Source organism: bacterium (genome assembly GCA_026708015.1).
GTDB lineage: Bacteria > Actinomycetota > Acidimicrobiia > Acidimicrobiales > Bin134 > Poriferisocius.
In genome coordinates, this window is the sequence record JAPOVT010000029.1 from 1 (window position 1) to 14,749 (window position 14,749).

A 14,749-nucleotide genomic window follows, 5' to 3' on the forward strand; every position below is an offset into this window, starting at 1 on the left:
CCTCGCCGTAGCCCTCTCCCTCGCCATCTCCCCCGGTTCAAGGACCGTCCGCACCGGGTGACTAAGGGCCGAGGGCGGTGATGGGGAGGACGGTGGTGCCGTCGGGTCGGTCGTAGCCGTAGCCGGTGGCGGTGATGATGAGCAGCTTGGACGGCTCGCCCACTCGGTCGGTGTCCACTTTCTCCTTCAGGCGCAGCAAGGACTGGGCGGCCTCCTCGATCAACTCCTGGCCACCGATCTTGACTTCAACAGCGATCCATCGTCCATCACGGGTCTCGACGATGGCGTCCGCCTCCAGTTCGTCGCTATCTCGGTAGTGGTAGACCCTGGCGTCGCACGCTTCGCTGTAGATGCGCAGATCTCGTACTACCAGCGATTCAAAGAAGAATCCGTATGCCTTGAGTTCCTTGAGCAACCGCCCAGGGGTGGCTCCCAATATTGCGGCCGCTAGTGAAGGGTCGACGAGATGACGCTTGGGTGAACTGAGAAGCGTTGCCCGAGATCGAAGGTGTGTAGACCAGTGAGACAGGTCTTCCACAATGAACAGGCGTTCCAACGACCGAACGTACTCAGTTGCGGTAGTCCGGTTGAGTCCCCGCTCTCCAGACGCTTCCTTAGCCAGTTTCGAAAACGAAGCCAGAGTGGCGATGTTGCGACTGAATGACATCAAGAGCCTCTCAACGCCAGCAGGGTCGCGAACCACTCCGTCGACTGCGGAGATATCGGTGCGACAAACTTCACCGAGATAGTTGCGCAGGAGAATTTGGGCTGATCGGACGGATTTGTCGAGATTCCGAGGCCATCCACCCCGGCACACCGCCTCTACAACATCTTCAAATGAGGCATCTGGGCGCCGAACTGCCGTTTCTTCGCCGCTGAGCAGCGTTCGTAGCGACGCTTCACCGGTGGATTCGCCGGTCTCAAGCAATGACATTGGCCGCATACGCACTCGCCCAATCCGACCCGCGCCGGAGTGCCTGGTGATGTCGTCGGGTGGTAACGCGGAGCCGGTAAGGATGAACCTGCCGGTTTGGTGCCCTTCATCGCAAGCATGTCGAACCTGATTCCAGACTTCGTCAGCTAGCTGCCATTCATCCAGCAAGCGTGGTTCGTCACCTTCCAATATGTAGCCAGGTGTCGCTGAAACGGACATTCGCGCGTTCACGTCTTTGTCGAACAGCACCTCACTTCTGGCGAAATTGCGTCCGGTCCAAGTCTTGCCGCATCCCCTCGGCCCCTCTATGACGATGGCAGGCATGGCCGTGAGGGATTCGGCAATTGTTGGGTCGCTTACTCGTGAGATGTAGCCAGTTGGCGTGAGTGTGTCGGTCATGTTGGTTGGTGTCGGGGGTGCAGGCTCTCTGTTGTCCTACAATTTTAAGAGAGTTTAGCCTACAGTTTCTTGAGTTTTCAACCTACAATTTCAGACATTCTCAGCTTACAGTTTCGGAGTATCTCAACCCGCAGATTGCGAAGTGGGTTCATCTTCAGGCGAATTTGGCGGGGTGAATGGAGGAAGCAAGGCCCTGGGTTTGGCGGTCGTCACCGCCAAACCCCGGCCTCCATGCCCAAGGTCGCTTCACCGAAAACGGGAGAGGCTAGCAAGGGCTTACGCCATGCAGCCTAGAACACACAGTTCGCTACGCGGTGCCGGTTTTCGCGCCAGCGAAGGCTCCGATACTGCCGGCTAGTTAGCCATGGCAGAGAGACAACAAATGTGACCATTTATATGGTCATATATATCGGGGGCTGTTATCGTTGAGGGATGTCGCTGGATGTGCCGTATCGCACCATCTCCGCTGGGGAGTTCAAGGCCAAGTGCTTGAAGCTCATGGACGAGGTCAATGAGTCCGGGGAGCAGATCGTGATTACTAAGCATGGCCGCCCGGTCTCCCGCCTGGTGCCGGCTGGGTTTGAGCCCCGGGGGATTCAAGGGCGGTATCGGGGAATGATGCCCGCTATTGACGATCCCAGCGAAGGGGCCTATTCCGAACAGGAGTGGGACGAGATCATGGCCGAGTGGGAAGACAACCAGCAGTGGTGGTCGGAGTCGGCCCGGCCCGATGAACCCGCTTCGTGATACTGCTGGACACCCACGTCCTGGTCTGGTGTGCCACCGGCGACACCACCAAGATGACCGGCGGGCGCATGGATCAGATCGACGCCGCAATCATCGAGAGCCAGGCCGCGGTGTCGGCGGCGACGTTCTGGGAGTTGGAGCTGTTGCGACGCAGGCCCGCCAACAGATCGCTGCGACTGCCGCCCACGGCCAATCTGCGGTTGCGCCTGCTGTCTGACGGCCTCCGGGAGATCGCTCCCTCAGGAGACCTCATGGTGCGCGCCGTCCAGCTAGAAGACGAGGGATTCCACAAGGATCCGATGGACCGCATGATCGTCGCCACCGCACTCCAAGGCGGCTTCCAGCTGGCCACCGCCGATTCCCAAATCATCACCTGGGCCAACCAAACCGGCCGCTTGGAACTATTCGACGTCCACAAGGACTGAACAGACCGGCAAAGAATTGCCGACGGCTGCGAATGCGGGCGATACGCCCTCGAGCCCTGGCGAAGGCCCCTAATCGTCCGCTTGGAAGGGAGGCGGAATGAGGTCTTCGTACATGGCCGGGTCGGGAGGCACAACCTGCACCTTGCCATTGTGCCGGGTAACCACCCCCGTGCCGGTTTGGTATGCCACGAGATGGGCTTGCTTGGCGGCCAGCTTCAGCGACCGCAGGATGGATTCGGTCAACTCCTCGCCGCGCAGGATAGGGGGATGATCGCCAGAGTCCTTCTGATCGATATCGCTCGGCTCAGTCACGGTTCATGCCTTGTTCGACAAGCAGCGGCACCGGTCCGGTGTTATCCAACACTCTCCACTCGTCAACCCTACCAACGTAGAGCTCACGCAGATTCCGCAGTCCAGCATCAAAGCGCCTTCGAACTACATCTTCGGGCACCAAATGGCCTCCTTGTCTCACCCGCTCCGCTACCCGCCGCACAGCATCCTCGGGGCTGCCAAGACTCAGATACACCAGCACCACTCGATAGCCGTCACGTCGCCACTGGTCGATGCGCCTCAGGTAGCTGCGGCCCGCCAGGGTGGTTTCGAAAGCAAAGCTGCGCCCCTGGGCAGCTAGACGGTTGATTTCGGCCAGCATCAGCCGGCCGGCTGTGGCTTCCACGCCTGTCCCGCGATCAAGCGGTGACAATCCAGCAGCAATGAGGTCGGCGTTGACAAAGTGGAGACCAGGCACCTCGCTTGCCAAGTGGCTCATCGCAAACGTGGTCTTGCCCGCGCCGTTAGGGCCAGCAATCACGTAGATCTGCTTTTGGGCCATGCAGGAACACGATAGGCGGCTCAATGTGATATCCCATCAAGTGGTGTTGCCCGTTGCCTCTGGTTTGGTGCTTCGAATCCTCCGGACTCATCGATGTAGCAGAAAGGCCCAGCGGAAATAGAACTACGGCCGCCTTTGGCGACCGTAGTGTGTGGCGTTCGGTTTTGGGCCTAAGCGCCGATGTTGAATGCGCTCTCAGTATATGCATCAAGGGATTTCAAACGCGTCCGTGCCCCGCCGAAGCGGGGCACGTTCTGCTCGTTGGCAGAGGAGCAAGCTCACGGAACCGAATAAGTGCGGTCCTCTCCGCCGGCTACAGCTTACAGGCGACAGAGCGCCCAGATTGCTGAATTCATCCGTCTAAGCTCGATGCCTGCTATCAACGGAGGGAAGCCGGCCTATTCCTGGGCAAACCGGGTGATAAAGCGGAGTACTTGGTCGGGGGTGTTGCCGGGCCAGAAGGCGTGGAGCAGCCAGGTTGCTCCGGCGTCGATGAATGGCGCGGTGTCGATGCTGGGGTGGGCCGAGCAGGCGAAGTCGAACCCGTCGAGGGTGCCTCGCTGTTCGAACACGGCATCGACGATGCGCTTGAAGCCCTCCACGTCGGTGTCGATGGGGTAGATGCCGTCGTAGTGGGCTGCTCGCCGAGCCGGCGCCAGCGACCCGTGGGCGCAGCCAAACCAGATGGGGATGCGGCGGCGCTGGCCGTCCAGGCGATGGACCTGCACATCATCGATCACCCAGGCGTCGCTGCGGTGCTGTACTTGCTCTTCAGACCACAGGCGACACAACAGCTCAGCCCCTTCGGTCAGCTTCGCCGCCCGCTCAGCTTGGTCATCGGGCTCGCCGAAGGCTGAGAGCTCCCGAGCCCAGTCGCTGCCGAGACCGAGTCCGAGAATCACCCGTCCCCCGCTGAGCTGGTCGAGCGACTGCGTTGCCTGCGAGACATTGATGAGCCGGCGACGAGGCAGCGGGGTGACCATCGGCCCGATCTTGATTCGCTGGCTGCGGGTTGCCGCGGAGGCCAGGGCAACCCATGGATCAGCAATCGCCCACTGGCCCTCAACCGGGCTGAGGACATGGTCCCAAACGAACACCCCGTCAAGACCGGCCTCATCAGCAGCCTCAGCGATGTCCCCAAACGCCACAAGGTCGGCCAACGCCCCGAACAACGGCATCGTCAACCCATGTCGCACGCCACCCGACCCTAGTTTGAATGTGGCCGAAGACAATTCCGTTGCGACTAACCACATTCACGGGTACTCTGTTCTCAGTATTCCCCGCCTGGCCTGCTCCGCAGGGCATGGCGGGGCTATTTTTTTCGCCAACCCGCCCGCATCACCTTTATTCGTTGTCAACGAGTAGGAGACCGGATAGGGTGGCCTCATTCTTCCCCGCTTGGCCTGCGTTGCAGGGCAGGCGGGGGTTTATTTTTTTCGGAGCCATGTCTGGCACAAGAGTCGTCGTTTTCATCGACTACCAGAACGTTTACTTCAGCGCTCGCGAATTGTTCGGCGGGACCGGCAAGGTCCCACCGCCGGTCGGCAACATTTATCCCCACCGGTATGGACAATTGCTACGGGACCTCGGACTGCCAGTTGACCCCGACCGGGTCTTGACCGGAGTCAGGGTCTACCGAGGGCAGCCGGTGACTGGGATTGGCCACGAGAGAGTCTGCCAGTCATTCGACCGTCAAAGGGCTCGATGGCGGGGGTTTCCGGAAGTGGAGCTATTCACACGTCCGTTGAAGTACTACCCAACAATTGCCAGGGACGGGTCGAAGTACTTTCGCGGCATCGAAAAAGGTGTGGACGTCATGATGGCACTCGATATCGCCATTGGTGCTACAAAGGACAGCTACGACGTAGCAATCGTCGCCACCGCTGACGCTGATCTCCTCCCAGCAGTTGAGCATGCACTAGCGACTGGCAAGCGCGTGGAGACTGTTTCTTGGTGGAAGCCGAAGTCGCCCCGTGGCCAGCTGACAGTTCCGGACCGCAACATCTGGAACCACAACCTCGACGAGAACAAGTTCAACCTCGTCCGAGACGACACGGACTACCTGGCAGCCTCATAGCCCAGCCAAGGGAAACTCGAACTCAGCAGTTCACGTACTTGAAGGGCGAGGACTCGCCAATCCGATACACCTCGCGGTTGACTCCCCGGTTGACGGCAAAGGCGTAGTCGGCGCCATTGCGGCGGGGCCCAAGCGTCCACCAGCCTTGCGTTGTCTCGTACAGTTCCTCGGCGGACATCTCCGGTGACCACTTCCAGCATCAGCGGTAGGCATCCCTTCTGTGTGAAATCGTCAGCACGATGACCTGGCCTTCGCTTGCGGTGTAGATGATTCGATGCGACCGCCCCAGGCGGGTAGAACGCTTGCCTTGAAGGGGTCCAGACAGTTTCTTGCCTAGATGAGGCTCTTGATCGAGACGCCGGATTATCTCCCTTGCTTTGACCGCCAGCGGCTCGGGCAGGGCGTTGAGATCCTTCTCGGCGCGGCGCGCCAACTTTGCCACGAGGCCTCAGTCGAGTTCGACTAGATCGCCTGAAGCGATTTCTCGCTCGGCTTCAGCGATGGCATCCATGGTCGCGTCATCGGCGAGGATGTTCAGCGTTTCCAGTAGCGACTCGTACTCCTCGTAGCTCATGACCACAGCTACAGGCCGTCCGTGACGAGAGATCTCGATCGTCGATCCGGTCGAAGCAACATCATCCACAATTTCGCTGAGGCGGCTGCGGGCCTCGGTAAGTGGGGTCATGGGAGTCTCCTGCAGGCGTCGGGTTTGGCTGTAGGAGGATTGTACAGAATTCTATACAGAACGCAACTTCAGATTTTGCTTCTCCGACTGGTGTAGTCGTACTTGTAGCCGAAGTGCATTACACGCCGGGACAGGTCAGTAAGCCACTCAGGGCTGTCGATAGGAGCGTGAGCGAGCAGGCGTTCCTCGTCGGAGGCAGCCAAGAAATCAGAGTGGTACTCAAGCCCCATGGGCGCAGTGGGTGTTTCCGCGTCTATCAGCGCTAGTTGCAGGGTCATCGGCTCAAAATCCAGCGCTATAGGGCATTGGTCTCCCAGAGATTGTCGTTGTTCATTTGGGGCTCCCAGGCTTCATGGGTCCAGGAGGATACCGGGCAGGTGTGACAGCACCCCTGCCTCGTCAGGTGGGGTCGGTTTTGATTTCGGAGGAGAGAGGGTAGGACGAGGCTCAAGCCTGTCGTATGAATATGTAGCTAGACAGTGATAGTCAGGCTACACTTTCATACATGTCTGCGAAGGCGACCACCGGTTTGCCGGAGGTCTTTACTCATGCCGACGCGCGAAACGCTGGCATCTCTGATCGCGACCTGTATCGGATGCGAGATTGCGGCGATATTGACCGCATTGCCCGAGGCATCTACGCCCATCCAGGATTCGAGGCTGACCCTGATCTGGTCGAAGTCGCCATCCGCGCGCCGAAGGCAACGCTGTGCCTGACATCGGCGCTGGCATACCACGACCTAACTGACGACATCCCGCTGGCCATCAACGCCGCATTGCCTCGGTCGCAACGGCCGCCCAAGACGGAGGCACCGGTCACCTGGCACCGATTCGACTCCGACACCTTCGACATCGGCCGCACGACGACTCCAGTTACCGACCAACTTCCCATAGGCATCTACAGTCCGACCCGAACCATCGTCGATGCGTACCGCCTGCGGCACCTCTACGGAACCGACCAGGCCCTGGAAGCCCTCAAACGCTGGCTGCGAATCAGGGGAAACCAGCCGGCTGCGCTCCTGGACGTGGCCGGTCGCTTCCCCAAGTCCGCTCCGGCAATTCGATTGACCCTCGAGATACTGGTGTGACCGCTGGGCCCGCTCCTCACGCTGCCATTCGAAAGTGCATCTGTCGATGCAATCGAGCGGGAGCGCGAGGAGATCTACGTGACCCAAATTGAGGTCGAGGTTGGCTGGTTGACGCGGTACATTTGACACACCCACCCGGCTCCATGAGGGCCGGGTCTTTCTTTGGCTATAGGACCGGGAGGCAGGAATGTTGCAAAGAACTGTTCATCCGGGGGAGGTGCTCAAGGGCGAGTTGGAGGAGTTCGGGATCACGCCGACCGAGCTAGCTCGCCAGATTGCCGTGCCGCCCAATCGGGTATCTCAGATCATTGCCGGCAAGCGGTCGATCACCGGTGATACGGCGCTTCGGCTCGGCCACTGGTTCGGCGCTGAGCCTCAGTTTTGGATGAACCTGCAAACCCAACACGATTTGGCGATGGCGGTCCAGAAACACGGCGAAGCAGTGGAGGCACTGCCCACGGGGGACTGTGATTACGGGCGCACATCGAGATCACGGAGCCGAAAAGGCGGCTGAGATCGGGCACTGCCGGTTAGTCAGAGATGGCTGAGAAGTTCTCGGAGGACAGTTCGTCGAAAGATTGGCCGGTGACGTCGAGATAGAGGCTTAGCGGGCAGACATCGACTTCAGTGCCATCGTCCCACGCCACTGCACCGGAATCGGCCACTAAATGTGCAGAGCGCCAGAAGTCCTGGTCAGTCCATGCCGCGAAGACGCCGCCAAGGGCTGTGCTATCCGACATGTCGACAATGCCGCTGGTGCCGTCGTCGAACCGCAGCCAGAGCTTGTACGGCTCTAGAACCTCGAGTTCGACTACGTGGGGCGACAGCATGAGGTAAACGATATTTTCAGTTGCCCGTCAACCACGAATGACTTCCCCCTGTCACGCCAATTCGATTGACAGGCGAATACGCCCTCCAACCTTTTCGGATGCCCCTACTCGCTGGGTTGGAAGGGAGGCGGAATGAGGTCTTCGTACATGGCCGGGTCGGGAGGAACAACTGCCATTTTGCCGTTGCGCCGCGTCACCACCCCCGTGCCGGTTTGATATGCCACGAGATGGGCTTGCTTGGCGGCAAGCTTCAGCGACCGCAGGATGGATTCGGTCAACTCCTCGCCGCGCAGGATAGGGGGATGGTCGCCAGAGCCCTTCTGGTCGATATCGCTCGGCTCAGTCATGGGCACCCTCCTCCTTCTTCGTTCTGCACCTAGGCGGTGACGCCCTCGGCCAAGGCGAGCAGCAGATCGGTCACTCGTTGGTTGTTGCCTGCTGCAACCAGGTCTAGCGGCCTCTCGTAGCCAAGATTTGGGTTTGGTGAGCGCAACCAGAATCTTGCTGCGTCATCGCTCATCACCGTGCGGGCAAGGTCGACGGCGGCATTCGAATCTAGGAGCGGGTCTGTGTCGCTCCAGCTCTCCATAGGCCTTCAGTATTTCATTGTGATTGCCCATGCGCTCGGCTAGGGTGACCTCAATCTCCCCCGCCTGCCCTGTTCAGCAGGGCATGGCGGGGGTTTATTTTCTCGGAGCCTTGTCTGACACAGGCACCTTCTCATACTGGCTCTTGCAGATAGCCTGATCACATGAGCACCGAACCCCAGGGCAGCGACCACAATGAGAACGAAGTCCGCATGCCCAAGGTGCTGCCGTCAATCACCGTGAACCGGGGCCTCATTCCCGACTCGTGGGGCATTTTGGGCAGATTGCGCAAAAGGAAAACTGAAGATCGGCGACCCGCCTCGCCCAACTAAAGGCGAAGCTCGAACTCAGCAGTTCACGTACTTGAAGGGTGAGGACTCGCCAATCCGATACACCTCGCGGATGACTCCCCGGTTGACGGCAAAGGCGTAGTCGGCGCCATTGCGGCGGGGCCCAAGCGTCCACCAGCCTTGCGTTGTCTCGTACAGTTCCTGGGCGGACATCTCCGGTGACCAGAGCCGGGGAATCCGAAACAGGATCACCCGCTCTTTGATCTCAGGCGCTTGGGGAGCATCAAAGAGCGATATTGCGACATCAGTGGTCATTCGGCCCCGCCGCCAAACGTGATGTCCCTCGACCTTGTTGGTGAGCTCGTCTGTGCCCAGCAGCTGAATCGCCGCTGCTTCGACCTCGAATGCCGTTCGGTCGGTGAGCCCGAAACGCAGCAGCTGATGTTCGACTTGTTGGCCTGCGCCATGGATCTCCCTGATCCGATCCAGCTTGTCGCTGGCCGCCTCCTCGTCGCCAAGGGCATCTTGGGCGTGGGCGAACACCCGGCTCCCGTTTCCCTTGCCCACATAGAAGATCTCGCCGTCGCGCGGATCGATCAACAGATAGACGTACGCCTTGAGCTGCTCGCTCACATAGGGCGAAAATGCGCTCACCGACCGTGCCCCCGCCCGAAACACCCGTGGCTTCTGTTGGTAACGCTCAGAACGGGCTGGTTCCGTCTGCAAGTCCCATGTATTGCAGCACCCTTGCCCTGAGCAATTCCAGCTTCTCGTCTGGCAACGGCCCTGTGTGGTCGCCCAGCGCCTTCTTCTCCAGTGGCTGGATGGCGGGAACCCGAATCCAAGTCTTCTTAGGGCAATTGGCCTCTCCGGCGGCGAGCTTGACGCAGAATTGGGTCTTGTGTGTTGTCGAGCTGGACATCGGACAGCCCAAGACGAGCGGCCAAGCGGGGTTGTCATTGGATTCTTGGCCGCTGACAATCACAAATGGACGGCGCTCATCATGATATTCCCGCGCTGAGTCGGGCGGGAGCGAAATCGCGTCGTCCGCGACTAGATACACGCCTCCAGTCAGGATTCTCACAGAATCTACAGAATCCTGCGGGTGGCCCTTGCGCGTGCATCGGCCAGGGCCTCTAGCTCTTCCACCAAGAAGGAATAATCTTCGCTTGTCGGAGTGTCATCTGGCGGCTGATCGTCCAAAATCCTCTGATATCGGGCCAAAGCCGGTCCTATGTTGGGAATCTGCTCATTCTCATCCAAATCGAGGAGGCCTCCTCGATCATCGTTCTCCTTGGCCTCTACCAGCGGCGGCGTCTGATAGGCGTGCTTTTTCAACCTGTTCGCTGTCCAGCTCCCCATGTCGTCCAAGACGGCATCGATATGTGCGACAAAAGCATCCGACCCGTCAATTAGAGATGACGATATATGGGCGGCCTTGAGGTCGTGCTCCCTGTTTTCGTTCCACCGTCCCCACCGTGTTGTTTCCCTCTCAACGATTCCTTTCTGAACAAGGCCGTCTTCTATAGAGGAGAGCACGTTGTCGAATGGTCCATGATTCAGCCATCGCCACGCTATCCCTGACCCTGTGGCGCCACTTTGGTCTACGGAGCGGAGGTCAGCCAGATAGAGCAACTTGGCGACCTTGGTGCGATTGATCTGTAAGTTCTTCCTTGAAGCCAGAACCAAGAGGGCCTCAATGCACTTTGCTGCGCGCTCTCTATTGGTAGCTACCAGACTCATACATTCCCGCTCAATACAACTCGTTGGTGCAAGTGGGGCAAGCTAGTGGCTGACACCGACCTTGGCCAGAGGCGGTCCATTCGTCCCTGTCGTCCAAGAATGCTCACACTATATTTTACCCGCAATCCGAAATGGCGATTTCTGCCGGATCGGGCGTAACGGGCGCCTTGGCCAAGTCTTCCGGCGCGGCCGCCCATCCTTCCCGCTGCCTTTCCCTTCGTTCTTGGGGGTTCGGTCAGGCTCACATTCGCCTCCCTGTCAGCTGGTGCCCGCGATCGGATTGCAGGTCGGCACCCTACAGGCAGGCAGTGACAGTACCCGACAACGCCAACTTGAACTGACTCTGTTGCGCTGATGGTGGTCTGCTTGCTTCTACCCGGGCGGGAGATCGGCGCAGAGGCCGTCCACGCTTCATCCTGGCCCTCAAGAGAGCCCAGCCGATGTGGTGCAGTCGCTTATCGAGGCCAGCGCGGCTCTCGACGAGTTGTGGGCCCAGATCCCCCCTGGAGCGATCCGTTCATCGACGCCGCACTCCCCATGAGGATCGCCTGGCTCCCACGACGGCACACCCCCAGCCAAGCCCCATCGGGCTCATGGAACCTCGTGGCCACCGACGGCCCATCGTTCAACGTGGCAATGTCCCAAGGCGTGGTATCGGCTTCTCCGGGTAACGCCTTCCAAGCCGAAGGCATCACAGCGTCCTTCATGCGACAGCAAATTGCGAGCGCGTTTGTCCCATCATCCAAATAGCAGTCTGGAACGCTGGTTCCGGTACTTGTCGCTGACAGCTATCCCGCCACGTGTCAATCCTTCGTCGTCTTGATATAGGTACCGAAGCCTCTTCAGCCGGGCAGAGAACCTGGACTGGAGTTCGTCAAATCTGGGGTGTGCGTGGGTGCTGCCAGTCCAATCAGCGCAGTACGCCCGAGCGGCGATGGGAAACAGCAGCCCGGAGGCAACAATGTCCGCAATCTGAAGCCCCGCGTGGTTGCTGCTCCTGGCGAACACGACCGATTCCATGATTCGGGGGAGCTCGTCACCGGTGGCCTTGAGCTTCCGGGTAAGCAAGGAGTGGGAGACACGTACGTCATCGTCATGGGCCCTGTTGTCGCACATGATGAGGCCGTGAGAGTTGTTTTCTTCGAGGAATCGGTTGAAGTGCCGAGCGATGATCTGTACCGACAGTGTGTACGCCTTGTCGGGATCGAGTCCCTCGGTGGGCTTCTTGATCAAGATCCGCCCGACTATGCGAGCGTCGTGTTCTTCGAGCAGACGGACAGTCTCATGGAGCACCCCTAGCTTTCCTCGCCTCTCCCGGCGGCTTGTTGATCGCACGCCTCTGCGAAGGGCTGAGCCCTTGATCTCTTCAAGAAGAAAATTGAGGTGGTGCCTTTGGGGCTGGGCTTTAAATCTCCGTTTCACATCGAGAAGATCAAGAGTCAGCGGCGCGATAGCAGAAGCCGGGAAGATGACTCCGGCGAATGCGACCAGCGGCGTCGCAGCCGGACTCAGATTCGGCGCTTCGAAACCGCCAGACTCGTCGATGTAGCAGAAGTGCATGCTCCAAAACAGCTACGACCGCCCGAAGGCGGCCGTAGGAGTCGGCGTTCGGTTTGTAGCCTAAGCGCCTTTGATAGGTACAACTCCATCATAACGCCAGCAGCGTGAGCGCGCACACCAACGCTGCCAGACGCGTCTGTGCCCCGCCGAGGCGGGGCACGTTCTGCCAATCGGCAGAAGAGCAAGCTCACGGAACCGAATAGATGCGGTCCTTTCCGCCGGAATCAGCCTACATCCAGACTTTGTGACATGAAATAGAAATATGGCCGACAAATGAACCAGGGGGAACCGCCCCTGATGGGACGATTCCCCCTTCGTAGACCTGGCGATAGCATATGCGCTCGAATTGCTGAAGAAGAACGACTACCGCAACCCCACTGCCCATGATCCCAAACTGCATCGTGATGTCACCGACATCGAACTCGTCGATGCCCTAACCGCAATGTCCATGGTGCATCAGCGACTGGACGATGCGGCGGTCAAGCTGTAGCAGTGACCGGCAGCGTTGGCGTTGTCGAGGCGGTTGCGTCGAGGCACCGTGAGTTGGCCGGGGTGCTTGAGGCAGTTCAGCCCAACATCGTCTCGGCTGGCTCCCAACTGCCGGGATGGAGCCGGCTCAACATCGTCTGTCATCTCCGGTATGGGGCTCAGGCCAGCCATCGGATGACCAGCGACGCCCTGGCTGGACAACCGACCGCCTTCTATCCGGGCGGGAGATCGGCGCAGAGGCCGTCCACGCTTCATCCTGGCCCTCAAGAGAGCCCAGCCGATGTGGTGCAGTCGCTTATCGAGGCCAGCGCGGCTCTCGACGGGTTGTGGGCCCAGATCCCCCCTGAGGCGTGGGATGGCACAATCGTCCACGAACCCGAGGACAATCCCGACATCGGGCCGATCACCCTTTTGCAGCTGGCGATCTTGAGGTTGACCGAGGTCGAAGTGCATGGAACCGACCTCGACCTTGGCCTCTCCGACTGGAGCGATCCGTTCATCGACGCCGCACTCCCCATGAGGATCGCCTGGCTCCCACGACGCCACACTCCCAGCCAAGCCTCATCGGGCTCATGGAACCTCGTGGCCACCGACGGCCCATCGTTCAACGTGGCAGTGTCCCAAGGCGTGGTATCGGCTTCTCCCGGCAAGGCCGACCAAGCCGACGCAACCATCTCGGGGCCGAAAGCCGATCTGCTAGGGCTGCTGTTGGGCCGCGTGGATGTCGCAGACCTGACCATCGCTGGAGACGAAACCACCGCACACCGATTCGCCACCACGTTTCTTCCGCCGTGACCATTTGACAGCTGACACCCGCCTCACGCGGTCACAACCCCCATGGGTTCTACAACGAGAGCCGCCCCGCGGTGCCCGGTGATTCTGCAAGTCAGATGAATCTGCATCACTAGGATCCTTCTTGTGAGTGATCCTGGTCACGGTGACCCTTCCCGGCTTGACCCAATTCAAGGGATATTGGAGATCATGGAAAGGGCTTCCATGACTGGCACGAACAAACTCGGGCTTCTCCTGGCTTTGCTCGATTTGGCTCCAGAGAGGATTGACGACAATAGGCCGATTGCCAGGGATGAGTTGGCTGAGCGGTATCTTGGTATTCATTGGGAACACGCACGCCCCTATGGGGAAATCGAACTACGCCATAGTTCACCCAACAAAGTACGAAATGATATGTCCGTAGCTAATGACACCGTGGTAATGCAACAGATTCATTTACTTCGAAGGCAGCTTCAAGAACAAGGACGCGGCAATCTTCGAGGCCAGAACCTTGATGTAGTGCAGAGTCGGGTGGGTGGGACGGACTGGTGGGATCAGAATTGGGACAGAGCAATTGTCAACACCAAGAGGAGTCTTTGGAAGAATCCAATCGATAAATTGCAGAACATTCCTGGACAACCCAAGCCTTTTCTATATGAATCACTTGGACAAGAAGTTAAGTTCATTCCTGGTGTCGCCAAGGCGTTGACCAAATTCGCTGGAGTTCTCAGACCGCTTGTGGAATTCAGATTTGCTGAAGTAGTGGCAAAAGTCAATAAAGACAAATTAGGACACCTCGCAGAATACCAAATTCATGAACATCTGTTCGGTAGCGGCAGGAGCATGCCGTCTAGGTCAATGCGCGATGATCTCGTCGAGGTGCAGGACAATAGATGTGTCTATTCGGACGTGCCCTTAGATGCTGGTCGAAGGTCACTGGATCATGTTATGCCTTGGTCACTTACGAAACTCTCCCAGATTGAAAATTTTGTCATGACGACTACGAGTGCGAATAGCAGCAAGAGCGATTCTCTGCTGGGTCCAGAACTCTTGGATAGGTGGTTGGAACATCTGAACAGCCGCTCTTCACAAATGAGCCAAATTGCTGAAAAATATAGTTGGCCATCAGATCTGGCACGTGTTTGCCGGACCTCATACAACATCTACAAAGCTCTTGATCCCACTTCAGGTGTATGGCAAGGAGAAGGAGAAGGGATCTTGCCAATCGGGGCTGACGGCATAGAGAGCATTGAACAATTGCTGGGTTGATCGGGATTGGTCAAGTGGGAGCTC

General features: G+C 58.9%; 24 protein-coding genes. 9 read left to right on the forward strand and 15 right to left on the reverse strand.

The window, feature by feature from the left end; translation table 11 throughout:
* Nucleotides 1-61: 61 nt before the first annotated feature.
* Complete coding sequence (locus tag OXG30_06185; GenBank protein MCY4134486.1) at nucleotides 62-1,258, reverse strand: DUF4143 domain-containing protein; 1,197 nt, start codon at nucleotides 1,256-1,258, stop codon at nucleotides 62-64.
* 507 nt (nucleotides 1,259-1,765) lie between these two features.
* Here OXG30_06185 and OXG30_06190 point away from each other — a divergent pair.
* Together OXG30_06190 and OXG30_06195 are read left to right on the forward strand one after the other, a co-directional pair.
* Nucleotides 1,766-2,080 (forward strand): type II toxin-antitoxin system prevent-host-death family antitoxin, encoded by a 315-nt coding sequence (locus OXG30_06190; protein MCY4134487.1) that lies wholly within the window; start codon nucleotides 1,766-1,768, stop codon nucleotides 2,078-2,080.
* Nucleotides 2,077-2,505: a type II toxin-antitoxin system VapC family toxin gene (locus OXG30_06195; protein MCY4134488.1), complete on the forward strand. Its 429-nt coding sequence runs from the start codon at nucleotides 2,077-2,079 to the stop codon at nucleotides 2,503-2,505. The genes OXG30_06190 and OXG30_06195 overlap by 4 nt, the downstream gene beginning before the upstream one ends.
* 69 nt (nucleotides 2,506-2,574) lie before the next feature.
* On the opposite strand, the gene OXG30_06200 is transcribed toward OXG30_06195, so the two are convergent.
* The 3 genes from OXG30_06200 to OXG30_06210 all read right to left on the reverse strand — a co-directional run bounded on the left by OXG30_06200 (nucleotide 2,575) and on the right by OXG30_06210 (nucleotide 4,533).
* Entirely contained in the window at nucleotides 2,575-2,817 is a 243-nt protein-coding gene (locus OXG30_06200) for a hypothetical protein (GenBank protein ID MCY4134489.1), read from the reverse strand.
* On the reverse strand, nucleotides 2,810-3,337 hold the full coding sequence (locus OXG30_06205; protein ID MCY4134490.1) for an AAA family ATPase: 528 nt from the start codon (nucleotides 3,335-3,337) through the stop codon (nucleotides 2,810-2,812). Before OXG30_06205 ends, OXG30_06200 begins: the two co-directional genes overlap by 8 nt.
* 398 nt (nucleotides 3,338-3,735) lie before the next feature.
* Nucleotides 3,736-4,533: an LLM class flavin-dependent oxidoreductase gene (locus OXG30_06210; GenBank protein ID MCY4134491.1), complete on the reverse strand. Its 798-nt coding sequence runs from the start codon at nucleotides 4,531-4,533 to the stop codon at nucleotides 3,736-3,738.
* 182 nt (nucleotides 4,534-4,715) lie between these two features.
* On the opposite strand from OXG30_06210, the gene OXG30_06215 reads away from it, so the two are divergent.
* Nucleotides 4,716-5,414, forward strand: coding sequence for an NYN domain-containing protein (locus tag OXG30_06215; protein MCY4134492.1), 699 nt, complete (start codon nucleotides 4,716-4,718; stop codon nucleotides 5,412-5,414).
* Between the two features lie 22 nt (nucleotides 5,415-5,436).
* Here OXG30_06215 and OXG30_06220 read toward each other — a convergent pair whose 3' ends face one another.
* The 4 genes from OXG30_06220 to OXG30_06235 all read right to left on the reverse strand — a co-directional run bounded on the left by OXG30_06220 (nucleotide 5,437) and on the right by OXG30_06235 (nucleotide 6,377).
* Nucleotides 5,437-5,592: a hypothetical protein gene (locus OXG30_06220; protein ID MCY4134493.1), complete on the reverse strand. Its 156-nt coding sequence runs from the start codon at nucleotides 5,590-5,592 to the stop codon at nucleotides 5,437-5,439.
* 21 nt (nucleotides 5,593-5,613) lie between these two features.
* Nucleotides 5,614-5,856 (reverse strand): type II toxin-antitoxin system RelE/ParE family toxin, encoded by a 243-nt coding sequence (locus OXG30_06225; protein ID MCY4134494.1) that lies wholly within the window; start codon nucleotides 5,854-5,856, stop codon nucleotides 5,614-5,616.
* Nucleotides 5,857-5,862: 6 nt separating this feature from the next.
* Nucleotides 5,863-6,099 (reverse strand): type II toxin-antitoxin system Phd/YefM family antitoxin, encoded by a 237-nt coding sequence (locus OXG30_06230; protein ID MCY4134495.1) that lies wholly within the window; start codon nucleotides 6,097-6,099, stop codon nucleotides 5,863-5,865.
* Between the two features lie 68 nt (nucleotides 6,100-6,167).
* Nucleotides 6,168-6,377, reverse strand: a complete 210-nt coding sequence (locus OXG30_06235) for a hypothetical protein (protein MCY4134496.1) — start codon at nucleotides 6,375-6,377, stop codon at nucleotides 6,168-6,170.
* Nucleotides 6,378-6,604: 227 nt separating this feature from the next.
* Here OXG30_06235 and OXG30_06240 point away from each other — a divergent pair, with 227 nt between their 5' ends.
* Both OXG30_06240 and OXG30_06245 read left to right on the forward strand, forming a co-directional pair.
* Nucleotides 6,605-7,186, forward strand: a complete 582-nt coding sequence (locus OXG30_06240; GenBank protein ID MCY4134497.1) for a type IV toxin-antitoxin system AbiEi family antitoxin domain-containing protein — start codon at nucleotides 6,605-6,607, stop codon at nucleotides 7,184-7,186.
* 187 nt (nucleotides 7,187-7,373) lie between these two features.
* On the forward strand, nucleotides 7,374-7,700 hold the full coding sequence (locus OXG30_06245) for a HigA family addiction module antitoxin (protein ID MCY4134498.1): 327 nt from the start codon (nucleotides 7,374-7,376) through the stop codon (nucleotides 7,698-7,700).
* A 16-nt stretch (nucleotides 7,701-7,716) separates the two neighbouring features.
* On the opposite strand, the gene OXG30_06250 is transcribed toward OXG30_06245, so the two are convergent.
* From OXG30_06250 to OXG30_06260, 3 genes are all read right to left on the reverse strand, one after another.
* Entirely contained in the window at nucleotides 7,717-8,016 is a 300-nt protein-coding gene (locus OXG30_06250; protein ID MCY4134499.1) for a DUF2442 domain-containing protein, read from the reverse strand.
* Between the two features lie 104 nt (nucleotides 8,017-8,120).
* Nucleotides 8,121-8,363: a hypothetical protein gene (locus OXG30_06255; protein ID MCY4134500.1), complete on the reverse strand. Its 243-nt coding sequence runs from the start codon at nucleotides 8,361-8,363 to the stop codon at nucleotides 8,121-8,123.
* 29 nt (nucleotides 8,364-8,392) lie between these two features.
* Entirely contained in the window at nucleotides 8,393-8,605 is a 213-nt protein-coding gene (locus OXG30_06260) for an MbcA/ParS/Xre antitoxin family protein (GenBank protein ID MCY4134501.1), read from the reverse strand.
* A gap of 162 nt (nucleotides 8,606-8,767) precedes the next feature.
* On the opposite strand from OXG30_06260, the gene OXG30_06265 reads away from it, so the two are divergent.
* Entirely contained in the window at nucleotides 8,768-8,935 is a 168-nt protein-coding gene (locus OXG30_06265) for a hypothetical protein (protein MCY4134502.1), read from the forward strand.
* Between the two features lie 15 nt (nucleotides 8,936-8,950).
* On the opposite strand, the gene OXG30_06270 is transcribed toward OXG30_06265, so the two are convergent.
* The 4 genes from OXG30_06270 to OXG30_06285 form a co-directional block, all read right to left on the reverse strand.
* Nucleotides 8,951-9,547 (reverse strand): hypothetical protein, encoded by a 597-nt coding sequence (locus OXG30_06270; GenBank protein ID MCY4134503.1) that lies wholly within the window; start codon nucleotides 9,545-9,547, stop codon nucleotides 8,951-8,953.
* A gap of 46 nt (nucleotides 9,548-9,593) precedes the next feature.
* The gene (locus tag OXG30_06275; protein ID MCY4134504.1) at nucleotides 9,594-9,956 is read right to left on the reverse strand and encodes a type II toxin-antitoxin system PemK/MazF family toxin; all 363 of its coding nucleotides are present in this window, start codon (nucleotides 9,954-9,956) and stop codon (nucleotides 9,594-9,596) included.
* Between the two features lie 26 nt (nucleotides 9,957-9,982).
* Nucleotides 9,983-10,636, reverse strand: coding sequence for a DUF4065 domain-containing protein (locus tag OXG30_06280; GenBank protein ID MCY4134505.1), 654 nt, complete (start codon nucleotides 10,634-10,636; stop codon nucleotides 9,983-9,985).
* 738 nt (nucleotides 10,637-11,374) lie between these two features.
* On the reverse strand, nucleotides 11,375-12,196 hold the full coding sequence (locus OXG30_06285; protein MCY4134506.1) for a DUF3800 domain-containing protein: 822 nt from the start codon (nucleotides 12,194-12,196) through the stop codon (nucleotides 11,375-11,377).
* A 346-nt stretch (nucleotides 12,197-12,542) separates the two neighbouring features.
* On the opposite strand from OXG30_06285, the gene OXG30_06290 reads away from it, so the two are divergent.
* From OXG30_06290 to OXG30_06300, 3 genes are all read left to right on the forward strand, one after another.
* Nucleotides 12,543-12,686 carry a hypothetical protein gene (locus OXG30_06290; GenBank protein ID MCY4134507.1) on the forward strand — a complete coding sequence of 48 codons (144 nt, stop codon included), beginning with the start codon at nucleotides 12,543-12,545 and terminating at the stop codon, nucleotides 12,684-12,686.
* Between the two features lie 2 nt (nucleotides 12,687-12,688).
* Nucleotides 12,689-13,480 carry a maleylpyruvate isomerase family mycothiol-dependent enzyme gene (locus OXG30_06295; GenBank protein MCY4134508.1) on the forward strand — a complete coding sequence of 264 codons (792 nt, stop codon included), beginning with the start codon at nucleotides 12,689-12,691 and terminating at the stop codon, nucleotides 13,478-13,480.
* Nucleotides 13,481-13,603: 123 nt separating this feature from the next.
* The gene (locus OXG30_06300; GenBank protein ID MCY4134509.1) at nucleotides 13,604-14,725 is read left to right on the forward strand and encodes a hypothetical protein; all 1,122 of its coding nucleotides are present in this window, start codon (nucleotides 13,604-13,606) and stop codon (nucleotides 14,723-14,725) included.
* The last annotated feature ends 24 nt before the right edge of the window (nucleotides 14,726-14,749 follow it).